Here is a 16,052-nt window from a genome sequence, read left to right as displayed (position 1 = left end):
CACTACAGTGAGCGTGCTTCGGGGGCGGGGTCGTGCGGGCTGGGGGACACATGACGGTGATGGGCGAAGCGCCGCCTGCGGTGTGGGCGGACGAGTTCCGGCGTACGGGCCGGGTGGTGTTTCCGCTCCGGCGACGGACGGTGTTGTGGGGACTTGCGCAGGGGCTGCCGCCTCTCGTGCTGATGTCCGTCTTCTGGGTCCCGGACGCACTGGAGGCTGGTGGAGCTGAGCGCGTCAGCGTCCAGGTCCTCGGGGTGGCCTACGTGATGGCCCTCGGGTTCGGCGCCTGGCAGCTGGTCACGCAGCGGCCTGCTGTGACGGTTGACCGCGCCGGGATCCGGCGCGGCCGGAGGAAGTTCGTGCCGTGGACGGAGATCGGCGCCATCGGCATCGCGACCGGGCCGGTGTGGGCCAGGTCGCTGCCGATCATTGCGAAGGACCCGTGGGGGAAGGACCTCAGGCTCCACCAGCAGAACGTCCGAGACATGCCGGCGTTGCGTCGCTGGCTCGAAACCCTCCTCGAGGAGCACCGCCGGGCCTCAAACTCAGGCGCAACCACATGGCAGTGATGGGCGAGGAGTTGCCCGAGGTCTGGGCGGACGAGCTCCGGCGGACGGGCCGGGTGGTATTTCCTGTACGGCGGAAGCGGCTGGTGATCCAGCGAGCGTGCTTCGCCGCGCTGTTCGCCGTCAACCCGGCCCTGTCGTTCACCGAGTGGATCCACGCCGGCGGCCAACGCCTCGCCCTCGGCCTATTCTCCGTCGTACTCGTCCTGGCGGTCGTCGGCCTCAGCACCTGGCAGTTCATCATCCAACGCCCCACCGTCACCATCGACCACGACGGCATCCGTACCGGCCGCACGTTCCTCCCCTGGACCGACATCGGCTCCATCGGCATCCCCACCGGCCCGAAGTTCCACATGCTCGACCCCATCATCCCGACCAACGTCTGGTCCAAACACCACCCGTTGACCCAAGACAACGTGCGCGACATCCCCGCCCTCGCCACCTGGCTCACCGACGTACTACGAGAGCAGCGCCGAACCGCAACGACCTAAGCCGCGGGGTTACCTTCGTCGAAACGGACCACGAGCTGCGCGTGAAACGCCTGAGCGATCCGCTCGAGCAGAGCGAGCGTCGGCACAGTTCCACCAGCTTCGAAGCGCGCCAGGGCCGACTGAGTCATGCCCGCAGCCTGGGCAAGCCTGGTCTGCGTCCACCCGCGCTGCTCACGCATCTGCCGCACCATCGCACCGAGCTCGAACGCTCGTCGCGTCGCGTCGTACGCCTCCGCCGCCCCAGGCTCAGCCATCCGCCGCCCGCGAACCTCATCCCATCCCGACCGTCCGGTCACCTCAACCCTCCTCCCTCAGCGACACCGTGTACGCTTCCTCCACACACTTGCGATACGCCTTCACCGCTCTGTCGATCTCCCGCGTCTCCCGCATTCGGCTCTTCCTGAACACGGTCAGCAGGATGATCCGTCGATCGGAGGCGATCCAGTGGCTGATCCGCATCGCGTCGCGATCGAGCCAGAAACGCAACTCACGAAGCTTTCCATCGATCTGTTTGGAGTACGGCTCGCCCAGCAATGCAACGTACTCGGCGAGAAGGTCTATGTAGAAGGCGACTCGTGCGAACAGGTCGGTGGGCAAGTCTTCGAGCCAGGTGCGTACCTCGGCTTCGAGCTCAACGGTACCCCAGGTCATAGCAGCGATGCTATAACACTTTGGTTACTCTCCGTGGCTCGGGTACTTGCGTGCCGGTTAGGTGAGGCGGAGGCGTTTGGAGAGGCGGGGGCCTCGTTTGATTTTGATTTCGCCGAGGATGGCGGTGCCTCGGATGTGGAAGGTGGTGGGGCGGGCGGCGGGGGTGTTGGGGTCGGGGACGGCGCCCAGGCCGGCTTCCTGTTCGGAGACGGAGCCGAGGATGGGGTTGCTGTCGAGCAGGACGATCGCGTTCTGGGGGACGCGGATCTTCACGTCGGCGAGGATCGACTTCACCTCGACGTGGACCTCGTCGAACGGGATCTGGGCCTCGGTGTAGTCCAGCGTGACGTCGCCGAGGACCGCGTTGACCTCCTGGCGCTGCGGGACCAGCCAGCCGCCCTGGCGCTTGGTCTCCGACATGAACGCGTTGATCACCGGGCCGTTCTCGACCATCGCGCCGCCGTACTGCGGTCCGACGGCCGGCACTCCGGGTGCGCTCGGGCCGTTCGGCAGGTCGGCGGTGAGCTCGACGAGTTCGCCGTACGTCTTGGCGGCGTACAACGTCTCCAGGCGTTCCTCGAGTTCGGCGTACGACAGGCGCCCCTCGGCCGCGGACTCGCGCAGTACGTCGGCGACCTCCTCGCGCTCGAGGTCGGACACCCGCCGCCGCAACGCCAGCTCGTCACCCGTCGGCGCCTGCGCAGGCACGGCATCCTGCGGTCGATTCTCCTGAGGAACATCATCCTGAGCCACGCCCAAACGATACGCGCGCCCCAGCCCACCCGTCGCCCGTTTCTTCCCCGATTCACCCCTGAACACACCCCTGATCCAGGGGTCCATACTGTCGACCATGAACTGGCCTGCGGGAGTCCTGGGGCGGGCCTTGGCCGCCGTGTACCTGGTTGCGTGTCCGGTGCTGTACGTCGGCGTCGTCTGGACGCTGATCGGCCAGTTGACCGGGGACGGTACGCCGCAGACCCCCGCGATTGTCCTGTTTCTGGTCGGCGCCTTGCTGATCATCGGGCTGTCCTTCGTCCTCGGCCGCTGGGTGCCCGAGCGGAGGAACAAGCTGACCAAGAACATGCGCGGCAGCCAGTTGGCCTATTTCCGGCTCGGGCTGGGCTTCGAGCTGTGGCGGGCCTGGCGCGTGGTCAGGGGTGAGCGCGCGGCTGCGGGCGAGCCGAACTAGGCTTGGGGGGCCTTAGACCACCTGCCTTGGAGGTATGACGGTGTCCGCCGACTTCAACTACTCCGATCTGCTGCCGTTGGGTGCTGACGAGACGGAGTACCGGCTGCTGACGACCGAGGGTGTCAGCACCTTCACGGCGGGCGATCGGACGTTCCTGCAGGTGGAGCCCGAGGTGCTGCAGGCGCTGACGGCCGAGGCGATGCACGACATCTCGCACTACCTGCGGACCGCGCACCTCACGCAGTTGCGGCGGATCATCGACGACCCGGAGGCGTCCGGCAACGACCGGTTCGTCGCGCTCGACCTGCTGAAGAACGCGAACATCTCGGCCGGCGGCGTCCTCCCGATGTGCCAGGACACCGGCACCGCGATCGTGATGGGCAAGAAGTCCGAGGGCGTACTCACCGGCGCCGTCGACGAGGAGTGGATCAGCCGCGGCGTGTACGACGCCTACACCAAGCTGAACCTGCGCTACTCGCAGATGGCCCCGCTGAACATGTGGGACGAGAAGAACACCGGCTCCAACCTGCCGGCCCAGATCGAGCTGTACTCGACCCCGGTGCACGGCGACCCGAGCTACAAGTTCCTGTTCATGGCCAAGGGCGGCGGCTCGGCCAACAAGTCGTTCCTGTTCCAGGAGACCAAGGCGGTGCTCAACCCGGCCGGGATGATGAAGTTCCTGGACGAGAAGATCCGCTCACTCGGCACCGCGGCCTGCCCGCCGTACCACCTCGCGGTCGTGGTCGGCGGCACCTCCGCCGAGTACGCGCTGAAGACCGCGAAGTACGCGTCCGCGCACTACCTCGACTCGCTGCCGACGGCGGGATCACCGGTGGGGCACGGGTTCCGGGACCTGGAGCTGGAGGAGGAGGTCTTCAAGCTCACGCAGCAGTTCGGGATCGGTGCGCAGTTCGGCGGGAAGTACTTCTGCCACGACGTCCGCGTGATCCGGCTGCCGCGGCACGGCGCGTCCTGCCCGGTCGCGATCGCGGTGTCGTGCTCGGCGGATCGGCAGGCGCTGGCCAAGATCACGCCCGAGGGGGTGTTCCTGGAGCAGCTCGAGCGCGATCCGGCCCGGTTCCTGCCGGACACCACGGACGAGCATCTCGACGACGACACGAACGTCGTACGCATCGATCTGAACCGGCCGATGAGCGAGATCCGCGCCGAGCTGTCCAAGCTGCCGGTGAAGACGCGACTCTCACTGAGCGGGCCGCTGGTCGTCGCGCGCGACATCGCGCACGCGAAGATCAAGGAGCGGCTGGACGCCGGCGAGCCGATGCCGCAGTACCTGCGCGATCACGCTGTGTACTACGCCGGACCCGCGAAGACGCCCGAGGGGTACGCGTCGGGGTCGTTCGGGCCGACCACGGCGGGGCGGATGGACGCGTACGTCGACCAGTTCCAGGCGGCCGGTGGATCGTTCGTGATGCTTGCCAAGGGCAACCGGTCGGCGAAGGTGACGGCGGCGTGCAAGGAGCACGGCGGGTTCTACCTGGGCTCGATCGGCGGACCGGCGGCGCGGCTGGCGCAGGACTGCATCAAGTCGGTCGACGTGATCGAGTACGCCGAGCTCGGGATGGAAGCAGTCTGGAAGATCGAGGTCGAGGACTTCCCGGCGTTCATCGTGGTGGATGACAAGGGCAACGACTTCTTCACGGATACTGCCAAGCCGGTCCCCCTGACGGTTCGTCCGCGGAGCTGAAAGCAGTTGGTGGTGAGCGCGACACCGCCAAGCCGGTGCCGCTGACTGTCCGTCCGCGAAGCTGACCGGAGTCCTTGACCGCGGCTGGGTGATCGCAGCACTCTCGGAGCTGGGGGTGGCATGAGCCGGCGGATGATGCGGATCGGGAACCGGATCGGGGTGTGGATGTATCGCACGCTCGACGGGCGCCTGGCCAGCGGAAGCAAGGACGTCCACGTGCTGATGCTGACCACCCCCGGCCGGCGGACCGGCGTACCGCGCTCGACCTGCGTGCGCTACCTGGAGACCGCGGATGGGCTGCTGGTCTGGGGTACCGGATCGGGGTCGCCCCAGGACCCGGACTGGTTTCGCAACCTGCGCGCGGTGCAGATCAGCGACGTGCAGATCGGCGCGGCGCACGTTCAGATGCGCGCACGGGAGCTGACCGGCGCCGAGCGGTCACGCGTGTGGACGGACGTCATCCTCCGGGCGGATCCGCGCATCGGTCGGTACGCGGTGAAGGCGCACCGCACGATCCCCGTGGCACTGCTTGAAACAGCCGAGTGAATCTCAACTCGCCTGGCTGTCGACCTGCTCCGGAAGTTTGACGAGGAGCGCTCTGCTCGCTTGGACGAGGTCGGCTTCGTTGTGACCGAAGGCCTGCAGGTAGCAGTTCAGGGCGGAGCGCAGCAGTTGGAGCTCATCGGCTTCCAGCTCAATCGTGTACATATTTCCAAGGTAAGTCCGAACCTGGAGTTGGCAACCGCTCGTGACCTACCCGTTGTGAGTGGCCTCAGGGGCCTGGCAGCGCATGAGGGGTCAACTGTGGAGCTCCTCGGCGATGAGGGTCGGCTGGTGGGTGGTCGGGGCTACCGGGAGGTGCCAGTGGGACGGTGGCACCCAGGTCTGCCAGCCGTCGGAGAACGGTGCGGTCCAGGCCTCGATCTCGCGGACGGCCGCATGGGCGTCGGCGACGATCGCCGCGGCCTCGGCGGCCGTGAAGCGCCCGGCGGTCACGGCACCTTCCAACTCGTCCTCGTCCTTCCACTCGATCGTCCGGTCCGGATTGATCCACAGATCGAGGACGTGATCGACGGTGCGGGTCCGGCGCGCGTCGCCCTCCCGGACGTGCGGTGCCTCGAGGTTCACGTACCAGCCGCGGAACGTGCCGTCGTCACCCCAGAAGTGCCACACCGACCACGGCTTCCCCGGCGGCAGCACCTTGAGGATCCCGGTGCCGCGCCAGATGTCCAGCTTCAGCACCCGCTCCTCGGTGAACATCCCGATCGGACCGGCGTACCGGGTCTCGCGTCCGTCCACCAGCACCGGCTTGATCAACGGCGTACCCGGCGCGAGCCAGGCGACGAGTCCGTCCGCGTCGTCACGGACCACCGTCATCGGCCGGACGTTGGGCATGTCCGCGTGCCGCCCGGTCCCCTCGTACACCCATTCGATCGTCGTCCCCGGCTCCCAGAACCCCGACTCCGGAGCCGACGTCACGACTGGTCCGGACGGGTCATGGACAGTACGTCGAGAGCCGCGTCCAACTGCTCCTCGGTCAGGTCGCCCTTCTCGACATGCCCGTTCTCGATCACGACCTCGCGGATCGTTTTTCCTTGTTTCAAAGCACTCTTGGCCACGGCGGCAGCGTTCTCGTACCCGATGTAGCGGTTCAGCGGCGTCACGATCGACGGTGACGACTCGGCCAGCGCGCGGGCATGCTCGACGTTCGCGGTGATGCCGTCGACGCAGCGATCGGCCAGCAGGCGGGACGTGTTGGCGAGCAGCGTGATCGACTCGAGCAGGTTGCGCGCGATCACCGGCAGCATCACGTTCAGCTCGAAGTTGCCCCCGGCACCGGCCACGGTGATCGCGGTGTCGTTGCCGATCACCTGGGCGGCGACCATCAGCGTCGCCTCGCAGATCACCGGGTTCACCTTGCCGGGCATGATGCTCGAGCCCGGCTGCAGGTCCGGCAGCGCGATCTCGCCCAGCCCGGCCCGCGGCCCGGATCCCATCCAGCGCAGGTCGTTGCAGATCTTCGTCAGGCTGACCGCGACCGTCTTCAGTTGCCCGGACAGCTCGACCAGCCCGTCCTGCGCACCCTGCGCCTCGAAGTGGTCCTCGGCCTCGCTGAACTGGAGCCCGGTCCGCCGGTTCAGCTCGGCGATCACGGCCGCCGCGAACCCGGGCGGCGTGTTGATGCCCGTCCCGACCGCCGTCCCACCGAGCGGGAGCTCGGCTACCCGCGACAACGTCCCCCGGACCCGATCCGCGCCGCGACCCACCTGCTGCGCATACCCGTTGAACTCCTGCCCGAGCGTCACCGGCGTCGCGTCCATCAGGTGCGTCCGCCCGGACTTCACCACCTCGGCGAACTCGGATCCCTTACGGGACAGGGAATCCGCCAGGTGTTCGAGCGCCGGCAACAGCTCGTGGACGACGCCTGCCGTGGCAGCGACGTGGATCGCCGACGGGAAGGTGTCGTTGCTCGACTGGGACGCGTTCACGTGGTCGTTCGGATGCACGTCGACGCCGTGCGAACGGGTGGCCAGCGTGGCGAGCACCTCGTTGGCGTTCATGTTCGTCGACGTCCCCGAGCCGGTCTGGAACACGTCGATCGGGAACTCCGCGTCGTGCTCCCCCGCCGTCACCTGGTCCGCGGCCGCCACGATCGCGGCGGACCGCTCCGCGTCCAGCACCCCGAGCTCGGCGTTCACGACCGCGGCCGAGGCCTTGATCTGCGCGAGGGCGTGCACGAGCGCCGGCGCCAGCGGCCGCCCGGAGATCGGGAAGTTCTCCACCGCGCGCTGGGTCTGCGCCCGCCACAACGCGTCCCGAGGCACCTTGACCTCGCCCATCGTGTCGTGCTCGATCCTGAATTCCACGTCATCACCCATACCTGCAGAGTACGTCGCTCCGCGTCGTCGCCGGCGGCCAATCGTCAGACTGTGGAAAACGAACCCTGGTACACGTAGTAGGTCTCGTCGCGTCCCTGCAGCGTCACCGGAACCGGCGTCACCTCGCAGGCGCCGAAGACCGCCGAAACGGCAACCTCCAGAGCGGACGACTCCGACGATGACCACACCGTGAGTACGCCGCCGTCGCGCAGTTTGGACCGGCACACGGTCAGGAACGACGACGAGTAGATCGCCGAATTCTCGTTGTACACCAGGAAATCCGGCCCATTGTCGACGTCCAGCAGGATGGCGTCCAGCGACGCATCCGGTGACGCGGCAACCACCGCGCGGACGTCGCCGACCTCGACCGACACCCGCGGGTCGTCGAGCACCGACGGCACCAACCCGGACCGCATCCACTCCACCAGATCAGGCTCGATCTCGGCCACGATCACCGACCCCAAGCGGTCGTCAGCCAGCAGCGCGCGGACCGTGTAGCCGAGCCCCAGCCCACCCACGAGCACCCGGTCAGGACGTCGTACCGAGGCCAGCGCGGCCGACGCCAGCAGCTCCTCACTGGAAGTCTCCCGGTCGTCCATCACGAACACACCGTTGACCCGCAACTCGAGCGCCCCGTCGTCGTCACGACGCCGCAGGACCAGCTCACCCCGCTCACTGGTCCCCCGCGCGATCTCCGGCACCCGCACATCCTCTCAGGCCTCAGTAGTGCACCTTGTACCGGAGATGGGTGGCGTTGGCTGTCGGTACGACGTCCGTCCGCTCCAACTGGAACTGCCGGCCGATGTTGTCGAACAACCGCGTCCCCGACTCCAGCAGAACCGGGGCCAGGTGCAACTGGATCTCGTCGAGCAACCCCGCCGCCAGACACTGCTGGGCAGCGCTCGCACCGTGTACGCCGACGACCCGGTCGTCGCCCGCCGCCGCCTTCGCCTGCTCGACTGCCGACCCGATGCCGTCGGTGACGAAGGTGAACACGTCCGGCGCGTGCCGCGGCGGGTTGTGCGTGAGGACGAAGCACGGCGTCTTGCCGGCCGGGCCGCCGTCGCCCCAGCCGCCCTCACCGCCGGCCAGGTCGTACGAGCGCCGCCCCATCAGGATCGAGCCGACCGACGCGGCCATGCCGTCGAGAACCGCCGCGTCCTCCGCGGTCGGCTCCCACAGCCAGCGGTGCAGTACGTCGCCGCCGGCTCCGAGCTGTTGTTCCCGGGTGACGTCCGGTCCGGTCACGTAACCGTCCAGCGACATCGAGATCCCGGCGATGACGAGTGCCATGATGCGCTCCTTCGAAGAGGTTGTCCTTACCCTTCGAAGCCTGCCGCAGCAGCAATCACGGCCACATCCGTGCCGACCACGGAAGCACTACGGAAAGACTCAGTACCAGCCCTTGGCCTGGGAGTGGGCCCACGCGGAGCAGGGCGAGCCGTAGGCGTCCTCGATGTAGTCGAGGCCCCACTTGATCTGGGTGACCGGGTTGGTGCGCCAGTCGGAGCCGTAGGCCGCCATCCGGTTGCCCGGGAGGGCCTGCGGGATGCCGTACGCCGACGAGGTCGGGTTGTCGGCGCTGACCTTCCAGCGGGACTCCTTGTTCCACAGCTTCTCGAGGCAGGTGAACTGACCCGGGCCCCAGCCGTGGTCGGGCAGGAGGTTCATCGCGACCTCCTTGGGCGTGCCCTCGATCTTCTTCCGCTCGGCGTCGCGGCTGGCCCGCTCCTCGCGCGACTTGTCGTCGGTCTTCTGCAGCGCCTTGTACCGCGCCAGCGCCGCGTTCTTGGCGGCCCGCTTGATCGCGGCCTGGTCCTGCATCGCCTTCCGGGCCGCCTCGACGGCCTCGATCTGGTTCCGCAGCCGGATGACTTCCTGGGCCTGCTCAGCGTCGGTCTTCGGCGTGGCCGACGGCGTGCTGGCGATGTGGGCCTTCTCGCTGTTCAGCACTGCCATCTCGGCGCGTCCGGACACCTGCTCCGACGCACTGCTGCTCCCGGGGGAGCTGAAGAGGTCGATACCGGCGACAACGGAGACGACGACGATCCCAGTCACTGAGAGAGCCGCGACGGAGCGCTTCGCTTTCATCTGTCCTTCCGAGAAAACCCGACCCCCGTCGGCTGGCAACGAGAACATACTCTGGCCTAAACGGACCGTGATCACAAGCAGGTCACGAACGAACGGTGCGGCCGCCTGCGTGGCGACCGCACCGTCGTACCGAAGTCTTACCAGTGCTTTACAGAAAGTTACTACTCAACAGTAAAGACACTCCTTACCAATACCTTCCCCGCCCCACCGCCCCAGTCACAACTGCAGATCATCCAGCATCTCGGTGACCAAAGCCGCGATCGGCGAGCGCTCCGACCGGGTCAGTGTCACGTGGGCGAACAGCGGGTGTCCCTTCAGCTGCTCGACCACCGCGACCACGCCGTCATGCCGCCCGACCCGGAGGTTGTCCCGCTGAGCCACGTCATGGGTGAGCACGACCCGCGAGTTCGCGCCGACGCGGGACAGCACCGTCAGGAGCACATTGCGCTCGAGCGACTGGGCCTCGTCGACGATCACGAACGCATCGTGGAGCGACCGGCCGCGGATGTGGGTCAGCGGCAGCACCTCGAGCATGCCGCGGTCCATCACCTCGTCGATCACGTCACCGCTGGTCAGCGCGCCGAGCGTGTCGTAGACAGCCTGCGCCCACGGCTGCATCTTCTCGGACTCGCTGCCCGGCAGGTACCCGAGCTCCTGGCCGCCGACCGCGAACAGCGGCCGGAACACGACGACCTTCTTGTGCTGCCGCCGTTCCATCACCGACTCCAGGCCGGCGCAGAGCGCGAGCGCGGACTTACCGGTACCGGCCCGGCCGCCGAGCGAGATGATCCCGACGTCGGGGTCCAGCAACAGGTCGAGCGCGACCCGCTGCTCCGCGGACCGGCCGCGGATCCCGAACGCCTCGCGGTCGCCCCGGACCAGCCGGATCCGCTTGTCCGGCATCACCCGGCCGAGCGCACTGCCCCGATCGGACAACAGCACCAGCCCGGTGTGGGTCGGGAACTCACCGGCCTGCGGCAGCTCCAGTACGCCGTTCTCGTACAGGTCATCGATCGCGTGGGTCTCGACCTCGAGCTCGGCCATCCCGGTCCAGCCGGACTCCAGGGTCAGCTCGGCCCGGTACTCCTCGGCCTGCAGGCCGCACGCCGACGCCTTGACCCGCATCGGCAGGTCCTTCGAGACCAGCGTGACGTCCTTGCCCTCGGCCTTGAAGTTGCAGGCCACGGCCAGGATGCGGCTGTCGTTGTCGCCGAGCCGGAAACCGGCCGGCAGGGACTCCGGGTCCGTATGGTTCAGTTCGACCCGGAGGGTTCCACCCTTCTCCCCCACTGGCAGGGGCGCGTCCAGACGTCCGTGCAGGATCCGGAGCTCGTCGAGCAGCCGCAAGGCGGTGCGAGCGAAGTAGCCGAGTTCCGGGTGATGCCGTTTGCCCTCCAATTCGGTGACGACGACCACCGGGACGACCACCTCGTGCTCGTCGAACCGCAGCATCGCGTGCGGGTCGGAGAGAAGCACCGAGGTGTCCAGCACGAAAGCGCGCTGGGCCGGTGTGGATGAGGTACTTGACGCCTTGGCGTGGGTGGCAGCCATGTCGCACGTCCTCTCGGGCCGCGACGTGCACCACGCCCGGCCCACCAGTGGTTAGGTGTTGGACCGGGAGTCGGGCCGGAAATCTGGTGCAGATCCCCTCCGCCGTTCCGCGAAGGCAACGACGGGAATCAGTGAGACCGAGACCGAGGGTCTCGGGCACTCCGTTCTGCCCCTCATGGGGCAACCGGCTGGCGAACGATTCTCAAACTGATCGGGCCTCCCGTGACAGCCGGCTTCCCCTCCGACCGTCATAGTCAGGGTAGGAGGGTCCCGCAAACGGCGCAGCCCGACACGCCCGCCCACGGGGTTAACGGCGTGTTACACCTTCCCCCCACGCGAGGGAGGCCGTTCCCTCCGGCGGGTGATCCGGTACGACGCCCGCCGCGAAACCCTCGGGTCATGCGGAAGAACTGGCCGGTGTGGACCGGATACGCAACGTCATTGTGGTCCCTGGCCTACGGCGCCCTGGGACTGTACTGGGCGGTCGGCGGAGCGGCCTACCCCTTCGCGAAGGTGGCCGATGATCGTGCGACCGGCTCGATCCTGGAAGGGTCGTCGGTGCACGTGGTAGCGCCGATCATGGCCGCGCTCGGCCTAGGTGGCGCCGTCCTCGCGATCGTGATGACACGCCGGCGAGCCCGCGGTTGGGTGCTGCAGACGATCGCCGCCGTACTCGCGGTCGGCCTGGCGCTCGTGATCCCTGACTACACACTGATCGCGGTCCTCGCGCTCTCCCCGGCGATCGTCGTCTTCGCGTTCACCGGCATACCGGGCGAGCAAGGCGGCGTCGGCGACATCCTGTACTGGCACCGGGTGAACCTGATCGTCCTGTTCATCGGCGGCCTGCTCTGGGCCGCGACCGCGATCGCCTACCACCGGCGGAGCCGCGACACCTGCGTCTCCTGTGGTCGTGGAGAAGGCGCGGAGAAGGCCTGGACGACACCGGCCGCCGCCTTGCGCTGGGGACGCGTGGCGGTCGTCGTCGCGGTCGTGGCGAACCTTCCGTACGAGTTCAGCCGAGTCGCTTGGTACTTCGGCTGGCCGGTAGGGATCAGCGACGACTTCCACCGGATGATGGCGGACACACCGGGGATGCTCGAGATGGGACTCGGCCTGGCCGTGATGGGTATCGGCGGCGGCATCCTCACCCACGGCCTGGTGCATCGTTGGGGCGAGGTCTACCCGCGCTGGATCTGGTTCAAGGCGGGCCAACGAGTTCCACCGCCGCTCGCCATCATCCCGGCGTCACTGGTCGCCGTCGTCCTGATACCGGCCGGGCTGATGAACAGTCAGCTCCCGCTCATGGGCGACAACTGGGCCATCAACGCGCCCGGCATGCTCTGGGTCGTCTGGGGCATCGCTCTCGGTGCCGCGACGTACGCCTACTACCTGCGCCGCCGTACGGCGTGCGCCCGGTGTGGACGCGGGGTTAGGGCGTGCCCTAGGTGCCGAAGCGGCGCTCTCGTTGGGCATAGCTCCGGACGGCGCGGAGGAAGTCGACGTGCCGGAAGTCCGGCCAGAGGGCTTCGCAGAAGTAGAACTCGCTCAGCGCGCTCTGCCACAGCAGGAAGCCGCCCAGGCGCTGCTCACCCGACGTCCGGATGACCAGGTCCGGATCGGGCTGGCCCTTCGTGTAGAGGTGCTCGGCGATGTGCTCGACGTCGACGTGCTCGGCCACCTCTTCGATCGAGCTGCCCTTGGCGGCTTCCTCGAGCAGCAGCGAGCGGACCGCGTCGGCCAGCTCGCGACGGCCGCCGTACCCGACGGCGACGTTGACGAGCATCCCCTCGACGCCCTGGGTGGCCGCCTCGGCGCCCTTCAGCACCTCGGCGGTGGCGCCCGGCAACAGGTCGAGCGCGCCGACCGGATGGATCCGCCAGCGGCCGATCGAGGTCAGTTCCTCGACCGTCTGCTCGATGATCCGCAGCAGGGGCTCCAGCTCGTCGGCCGGCCGGGTCAGATTGTCGGTGGACAGCATCCAGACCGTGACGACCTTGACGCCGACGTCGTCGCACCAGTCGAGGAACTCGACGATCTTGTTGGCCCCGGCCTCGTGGCCTTGTGACACCGGGTTGCCGGCTGACCGAGCCCAGCGCCGGTTGCCGTCGATGATGACGCCGATGTGCCGCGGGATCCGGTCCGGTGCCAGGGATCGTCGCAGGCGGCGCTCGTACAGGCCGTACACCGCGTTGCGCAGCTTCTGCTTGCCAGGTGTCCGCATGGGAAGGGTGCTCTCCTTGGATGCTCTCGGTCACGAGGCTAGCCCAGATTCAACTCCGAATGAGAGGGCACAGAACAGGTCGAAGCAACCTGCCGGGAAGTTCGAACTTTCGCCGGAGTTCGTGCGTCGGACACGCGGGCGGCGGTGTGCTCGCGGGTGATCTCGCCTACATTTCATGCTTATGGACGACCGAACCTACGGTTCCGTAGGTTACGGTTGCGTAGGTACGACAGGGACTGAACCGCCCGGCACCCCTCGAAAGGACGGCGATGACCGCTACCAGCGCCCAGCCCCAGGACGTCGGGCACCGGCTCTCCGGCCGGCTCGGACCGCTCAAGCCCAAACTTCGTGGCTGGCTGCATGCCGGCACCTTCCCGTTCGCCACCGCCGCCGGCATCGTCCTGATCTGCCTCGCGCCGCACGCGAACGCCCGCTGGGCCGCCGCCGTCTACACCGCCGGTTCGATGCTGCTGTTCGGCATCTCCGCGCTGTACCACCGGTTCTACTGGGGCCCGACCGGCGAGGCGATCCTGCGCCGGCTCGACCACAGCAACATCTTCCTGCTGATCGCCGGCACCTACACCCCGCTCGGGATGGTGCTGCTGCACGGCCAGGACCGGGTGCTGATGCTCAGCCTGGTCTGGGGTGGGGCGCTGGCCGGCATCCTGTTCCGGATCTTCTGGGTGCACGCTCCGCGCTGGCTCTACACCCCGATCTACCTGGCGCTCGGCTGGGTGGCGATCTTCTGGATGGGCGACATCTACCACCAGGGCGGCGTCGCCGTGGTCACGCTGATCGCGATCGGCGGCGGGCTGTATTCGATCGGCGCGGTCGTCTACGGCACCAAGCGGCCGAACCCGTCACCCCGCTGGTTCGGCTTCCACGAGATCTTCCACGCGTTCACGGTGGCCGCGTTCATCTGCCACTACATCGCGGTCAGCATCGCGACGTACCGGGCCGGCTAGGCCCCGATCACCCGCAGGATCTCTCGCAGCTCTTCGAAGCGCTCTGGGCCCAGCTGTTCGGCCCAGAGCGCTTCGACGCGTTCGATCGCGGCCCGGCTGTACGCGACCGCGTCCTCCCCACGCTCGGTACGGCGTACCAGCCGGACCCGGCGGTCGCCGCGCAGCCGGTCGGATTCCGTGTACCCGAGCTTCTGCAGGTAGTCCACGTGCTGGCCGAGGCCCTGTTTCGTCATCAGCGCGACCTCGGCCAGATCGGTGATCCGCGCCCCCTCGGGCGGAATCAGCTCGAGCAACCGGTAGTGCGAGACCCGCAGGCCCGGGAAGTCCTCGTCCGACCCGTCCAGGATCTCCTCCCGGAGCCGCCTCAGCGCCTGCCCGAGCAACCCGGCGATGTGCTCGGGCCACGGGCCGGTCGGTGTGCCCGAAAGGTCGTTGACGGAAGTCATAAGGCAACTTTACTATCCAGATAGTAAGGCTGCTTTACTTCTTTCCGTGCCAGCTCTGAAGACTGGCAGAAGATCCGGGCGCACGATGGGCAGCCAGACGCATTTTGGGGGGAACGCATGATCACCGCACTCGAACCGCTGGGCCGAGATGCCCTGACCCACGACGACTTCACCGAACTGGTCCGGACCATCACCGGCGACCCGGCCGCCACCCCTGGCGACGTACGGGTCGAGCCGGTCGACTACCCGATCGGCACGCCGAGCACCGAGGCACTGCTCCGGCTCTTCGGTACGGCGACCACCGCAACCGGCGACACGGTCGACTGGTCGTGTTTCGTGAAGAAGCTGCAGTCGGTGCGGCACTGGCCGTTCCTCGACATGGTGCCCGAGCAGTTCCGGGCCGAGTTCATCCAGAACCTGCCGTGGCAGCTCGAGATCGCGGTCCACCGCAGTGGGATCGCCGAGCTGCTCCCCGACGGCATGCGACTGGCCAAGGCGTACCGGATCGACGTTTACGAGGACGATCGCGGCACCCTGTGGATGGAGAACGTCGTCCAGGAGCCCGGTCCGTGGCCGATGGAGCGGTTCGAACGGGCGGCGTACCTGCTCGGCCGGCTCTCCGCCCGGCGTCAGCCCCATCTGGTCGAACCCCTGCTCCCCCGCGGCGACATCACCACCCCTGGCATCGGCCTGCGGTACTACACCGACGGCCGTGTGCAGCGGGCCGCCATCCCGGCGATCGCCGACCCGGAGACCTGGCGGCATCCGCTGCTCGCAGCGGCGGTCTGCAACGTCGGTGACCACCGGCTGCGGGACGATCTGCTGGACCTGGCCGAGCGGTTGCCCGACGTACTGGACGCGCTCGACGCGCTGCCTCAGTGCTACCAGCACGGGGACGCTAGTCCGCAGAATCTCCTGGTCCCGCGGGACAATCCGGACGAGTTCGTGGTGATCGACTGGGGGTTCGACTGCCCGCAGGCGGTCGGGTTCGACCTGGGGCAGTTGCTCGTCGGGCTCGCGCATGCCGGTGAGCTGGCGCCCGAGGCGCTGCGGAGCGTGCACCACGTGATCGTGAAGGCGTTCGTGAAGGGTCTCGCCGAGGAGGGGATGGAGGTGACCGAGGAGCAGGTGCTCTACGGCTACCTCGGCTCACTGTGCGCCCGTGCGACCTTCACCGCGCTGCCGCTGGAGCAGATCACCAAGATGACGGATGGCGCCACGCTGGCGCTGTTCGAGGATCGCGTCCTGCTCACGCGTGCACTGGTCGATCTGGTGTCACCGGTGGTCTGACGATCAC

The 16,052-nt window shown here is 67.9% G+C and carries 19 protein-coding genes; 7 read left to right on the top strand and 12 right to left on the bottom strand.

Translation table 11 applies throughout. The features are described 5' to 3' along the window. The first annotated feature begins 50 nt into the window (after window positions 1–50). The gene (locus AB0E63_RS07220) at window positions 51–569 is read left to right on the top strand and encodes a hypothetical protein (RefSeq protein ID WP_360362742.1); all 519 of its coding nucleotides are present in this window, start codon (window positions 51–53) and stop codon (window positions 567–569) included. Further along, the gene (locus tag AB0E63_RS07215; RefSeq protein WP_360362740.1) at window positions 560–1,057 is read left to right on the top strand and encodes a hypothetical protein; all 498 of its coding nucleotides are present in this window, start codon (window positions 560–562) and stop codon (window positions 1,055–1,057) included. Before AB0E63_RS07220 ends, AB0E63_RS07215 begins: the two co-directional genes overlap by 10 nt. Here the strand turns inward: AB0E63_RS07215 and AB0E63_RS07210 are convergent. The 3 genes from AB0E63_RS07210 to AB0E63_RS07200 are packed head-to-tail and all read right to left on the bottom strand — an operon-like array spanning window position 1,054 to window position 2,461. Next, a complete protein-coding gene (locus tag AB0E63_RS07210) occupies window positions 1,054–1,311 on the bottom strand; it encodes a helix-turn-helix transcriptional regulator (RefSeq protein ID WP_360362738.1) in 258 nt (85 codons plus the stop codon). The two genes, AB0E63_RS07215 and AB0E63_RS07210, sit on opposite strands and share 4 nt — an antisense overlap. 43 nt (window positions 1,312–1,354) lie before the next feature. Further along, window positions 1,355–1,708 carry a type II toxin-antitoxin system RelE/ParE family toxin gene (locus AB0E63_RS07205; protein ID WP_360362736.1) on the bottom strand — a complete coding sequence of 118 codons (354 nt, stop codon included), beginning with the start codon at window positions 1,706–1,708 and terminating at the stop codon, window positions 1,355–1,357. 57 nt (window positions 1,709–1,765) lie between these two features. Further along, a complete protein-coding gene (locus AB0E63_RS07200) occupies window positions 1,766–2,461 on the bottom strand; it encodes a DUF1707 domain-containing protein (RefSeq protein ID WP_360362734.1) in 696 nt (231 codons plus the stop codon). Window positions 2,462–2,558: 97 nt separating this feature from the next. Here AB0E63_RS07200 and AB0E63_RS07195 point away from each other — a divergent pair, with 97 nt between their 5' ends. The 3 genes from AB0E63_RS07195 (at window position 2,559) to AB0E63_RS07185 (ending at window position 5,148) form a co-directional block, all read left to right on the top strand. Next, window positions 2,559–2,897, top strand: a complete 339-nt coding sequence (locus AB0E63_RS07195) for a hypothetical protein (RefSeq protein WP_360362732.1) — start codon at window positions 2,559–2,561, stop codon at window positions 2,895–2,897. Window positions 2,898–2,931: 34 nt separating this feature from the next. Further along, window positions 2,932–4,602 (top strand): fumarate hydratase, encoded by a 1,671-nt coding sequence (locus AB0E63_RS07190; protein ID WP_360362730.1) that lies wholly within the window; start codon window positions 2,932–2,934, stop codon window positions 4,600–4,602. A 120-nt stretch (window positions 4,603–4,722) separates the two neighbouring features. Then, on the top strand, window positions 4,723–5,148 hold the full coding sequence (locus AB0E63_RS07185; RefSeq protein WP_360362728.1) for a nitroreductase/quinone reductase family protein: 426 nt from the start codon (window positions 4,723–4,725) through the stop codon (window positions 5,146–5,148). A gap of 3 nt (window positions 5,149–5,151) precedes the next feature. On the opposite strand, the gene AB0E63_RS07180 is transcribed toward AB0E63_RS07185, so the two are convergent. From AB0E63_RS07180 to AB0E63_RS07145, 8 genes are all read right to left on the bottom strand, one after another. After that, window positions 5,152–5,310, bottom strand: coding sequence for a hypothetical protein (locus AB0E63_RS07180; RefSeq protein WP_360362726.1), 159 nt, complete (start codon window positions 5,308–5,310; stop codon window positions 5,152–5,154). A gap of 90 nt (window positions 5,311–5,400) precedes the next feature. Next, entirely contained in the window at window positions 5,401–6,081 is a 681-nt protein-coding gene (locus AB0E63_RS07175) for a DUF402 domain-containing protein (protein WP_360362724.1), read from the bottom strand. After that, window positions 6,078–7,481 carry a class II fumarate hydratase gene (locus AB0E63_RS07170; RefSeq protein ID WP_360362722.1) on the bottom strand — a complete coding sequence of 468 codons (1,404 nt, stop codon included), beginning with the start codon at window positions 7,479–7,481 and terminating at the stop codon, window positions 6,078–6,080. Before AB0E63_RS07170 ends, AB0E63_RS07175 begins: the two co-directional genes overlap by 4 nt. Before the next feature lie 44 nt (window positions 7,482–7,525). Next, entirely contained in the window at window positions 7,526–8,182 is a 657-nt protein-coding gene (locus AB0E63_RS07165) for a hypothetical protein (RefSeq protein ID WP_360362720.1), read from the bottom strand. A gap of 19 nt (window positions 8,183–8,201) precedes the next feature. Beyond that, window positions 8,202–8,774, bottom strand: coding sequence for a dihydrofolate reductase family protein (locus AB0E63_RS07160; RefSeq protein WP_360362718.1), 573 nt, complete (start codon window positions 8,772–8,774; stop codon window positions 8,202–8,204). A 99-nt stretch (window positions 8,775–8,873) separates the two neighbouring features. Continuing rightward, window positions 8,874–9,572, bottom strand: a complete 699-nt coding sequence (locus AB0E63_RS07155; protein ID WP_360362716.1) for a hypothetical protein — start codon at window positions 9,570–9,572, stop codon at window positions 8,874–8,876. Between the two features lie 216 nt (window positions 9,573–9,788). After that, complete coding sequence (locus AB0E63_RS07150) at window positions 9,789–11,123, bottom strand: PhoH family protein (RefSeq protein ID WP_360362714.1); 1,335 nt, start codon at window positions 11,121–11,123, stop codon at window positions 9,789–9,791. Between the two features lie 1,441 nt (window positions 11,124–12,564). Further along, the gene (locus AB0E63_RS07145) at window positions 12,565–13,344 is read right to left on the bottom strand and encodes an isoprenyl transferase (RefSeq protein WP_360362711.1); all 780 of its coding nucleotides are present in this window, start codon (window positions 13,342–13,344) and stop codon (window positions 12,565–12,567) included. A gap of 269 nt (window positions 13,345–13,613) precedes the next feature. Here AB0E63_RS07145 and AB0E63_RS07140 point away from each other — a divergent pair, with 269 nt between their 5' ends. Beyond that, window positions 13,614–14,309: a hemolysin III family protein gene (locus AB0E63_RS07140; protein ID WP_360362708.1), complete on the top strand. Its 696-nt coding sequence runs from the start codon at window positions 13,614–13,616 to the stop codon at window positions 14,307–14,309. On the opposite strand, the gene AB0E63_RS07135 is transcribed toward AB0E63_RS07140, so the two are convergent. Beyond that, window positions 14,306–14,755, bottom strand: a complete 450-nt coding sequence (locus AB0E63_RS07135; RefSeq protein WP_360362705.1) for a MarR family winged helix-turn-helix transcriptional regulator — start codon at window positions 14,753–14,755, stop codon at window positions 14,306–14,308. The two genes, AB0E63_RS07140 and AB0E63_RS07135, sit on opposite strands and share 4 nt — an antisense overlap. A 117-nt stretch (window positions 14,756–14,872) precedes the next feature. On the opposite strand from AB0E63_RS07135, the gene AB0E63_RS07130 reads away from it, so the two are divergent. Then, window positions 14,873–16,045, top strand: coding sequence for a phosphotransferase (locus AB0E63_RS07130; protein WP_360362702.1), 1,173 nt, complete (start codon window positions 14,873–14,875; stop codon window positions 16,043–16,045). Window positions 16,046–16,052 lie beyond the last annotated feature (7 nt).

Origin of the sequence: Kribbella sp. NPDC026596 (assembly GCF_040638415.1) — a bacterium.
Classification (GTDB): Bacteria; Actinomycetota; Actinomycetes; order Propionibacteriales; family Kribbellaceae; genus Kribbella.
The sequence above is the reverse complement of the archived record's forward strand: the minus strand, read 5'-3'. Positions and strand labels throughout refer to the sequence as shown.

Excerpts from the sequence above, each read along its gene's own strand:
- AB0E63_RS07220 (WP_360362742.1), top strand. The coding sequence starts at position 51 with ATGACGGTGATGGGCGAAGCGCCGCCTGCGGTGTGGGCGGACGAGTTC.
- AB0E63_RS07215 (WP_360362740.1), top strand. The coding sequence starts at position 560 with ATGGCAGTGATGGGCGAGGAGTTGCCCGAGGTCTGGGCGGACGAGCTC.
- AB0E63_RS07210 (WP_360362738.1), bottom strand. The coding sequence starts at position 1,311 with ATGGCTGAGCCTGGGGCGGCGGAGGCGTACGACGCGACGCGACGAGCG.
- AB0E63_RS07205 (WP_360362736.1), bottom strand. The coding sequence starts at position 1,708 with ATGACCTGGGGTACCGTTGAGCTCGAAGCCGAGGTACGCACCTGGCTC.
- AB0E63_RS07195 (WP_360362732.1), top strand. The coding sequence starts at position 2,559 with ATGAACTGGCCTGCGGGAGTCCTGGGGCGGGCCTTGGCCGCCGTGTAC.
- AB0E63_RS07190 (WP_360362730.1), top strand. The coding sequence starts at position 2,932 with ATGACGGTGTCCGCCGACTTCAACTACTCCGATCTGCTGCCGTTGGGT.
- AB0E63_RS07185 (WP_360362728.1), top strand. The coding sequence starts at position 4,723 with ATGAGCCGGCGGATGATGCGGATCGGGAACCGGATCGGGGTGTGGATG.
- AB0E63_RS07180 (WP_360362726.1), bottom strand. The coding sequence starts at position 5,310 with ATGTACACGATTGAGCTGGAAGCCGATGAGCTCCAACTGCTGCGCTCC.
- AB0E63_RS07170 (WP_360362722.1), bottom strand. The coding sequence starts at position 7,481 with ATGGGTGATGACGTGGAATTCAGGATCGAGCACGACACGATGGGCGAG.
- AB0E63_RS07160 (WP_360362718.1), bottom strand. The coding sequence starts at position 8,774 with ATGGCACTCGTCATCGCCGGGATCTCGATGTCGCTGGACGGTTACGTG.
- AB0E63_RS07155 (WP_360362716.1), bottom strand. The coding sequence starts at position 9,572 with ATGAAAGCGAAGCGCTCCGTCGCGGCTCTCTCAGTGACTGGGATCGTC.
- AB0E63_RS07150 (WP_360362714.1), bottom strand. The coding sequence starts at position 11,123 with ATGGCTGCCACCCACGCCAAGGCGTCAAGTACCTCATCCACACCGGCC.
- AB0E63_RS07145 (WP_360362711.1), bottom strand. The coding sequence starts at position 13,344 with ATGCGGACACCTGGCAAGCAGAAGCTGCGCAACGCGGTGTACGGCCTG.
- AB0E63_RS07140 (WP_360362708.1), top strand. The coding sequence starts at position 13,614 with ATGACCGCTACCAGCGCCCAGCCCCAGGACGTCGGGCACCGGCTCTCC.
- AB0E63_RS07135 (WP_360362705.1), bottom strand. The coding sequence starts at position 14,755 with ATGACTTCCGTCAACGACCTTTCGGGCACACCGACCGGCCCGTGGCCC.
- AB0E63_RS07130 (WP_360362702.1), top strand. The coding sequence starts at position 14,873 with ATGATCACCGCACTCGAACCGCTGGGCCGAGATGCCCTGACCCACGAC.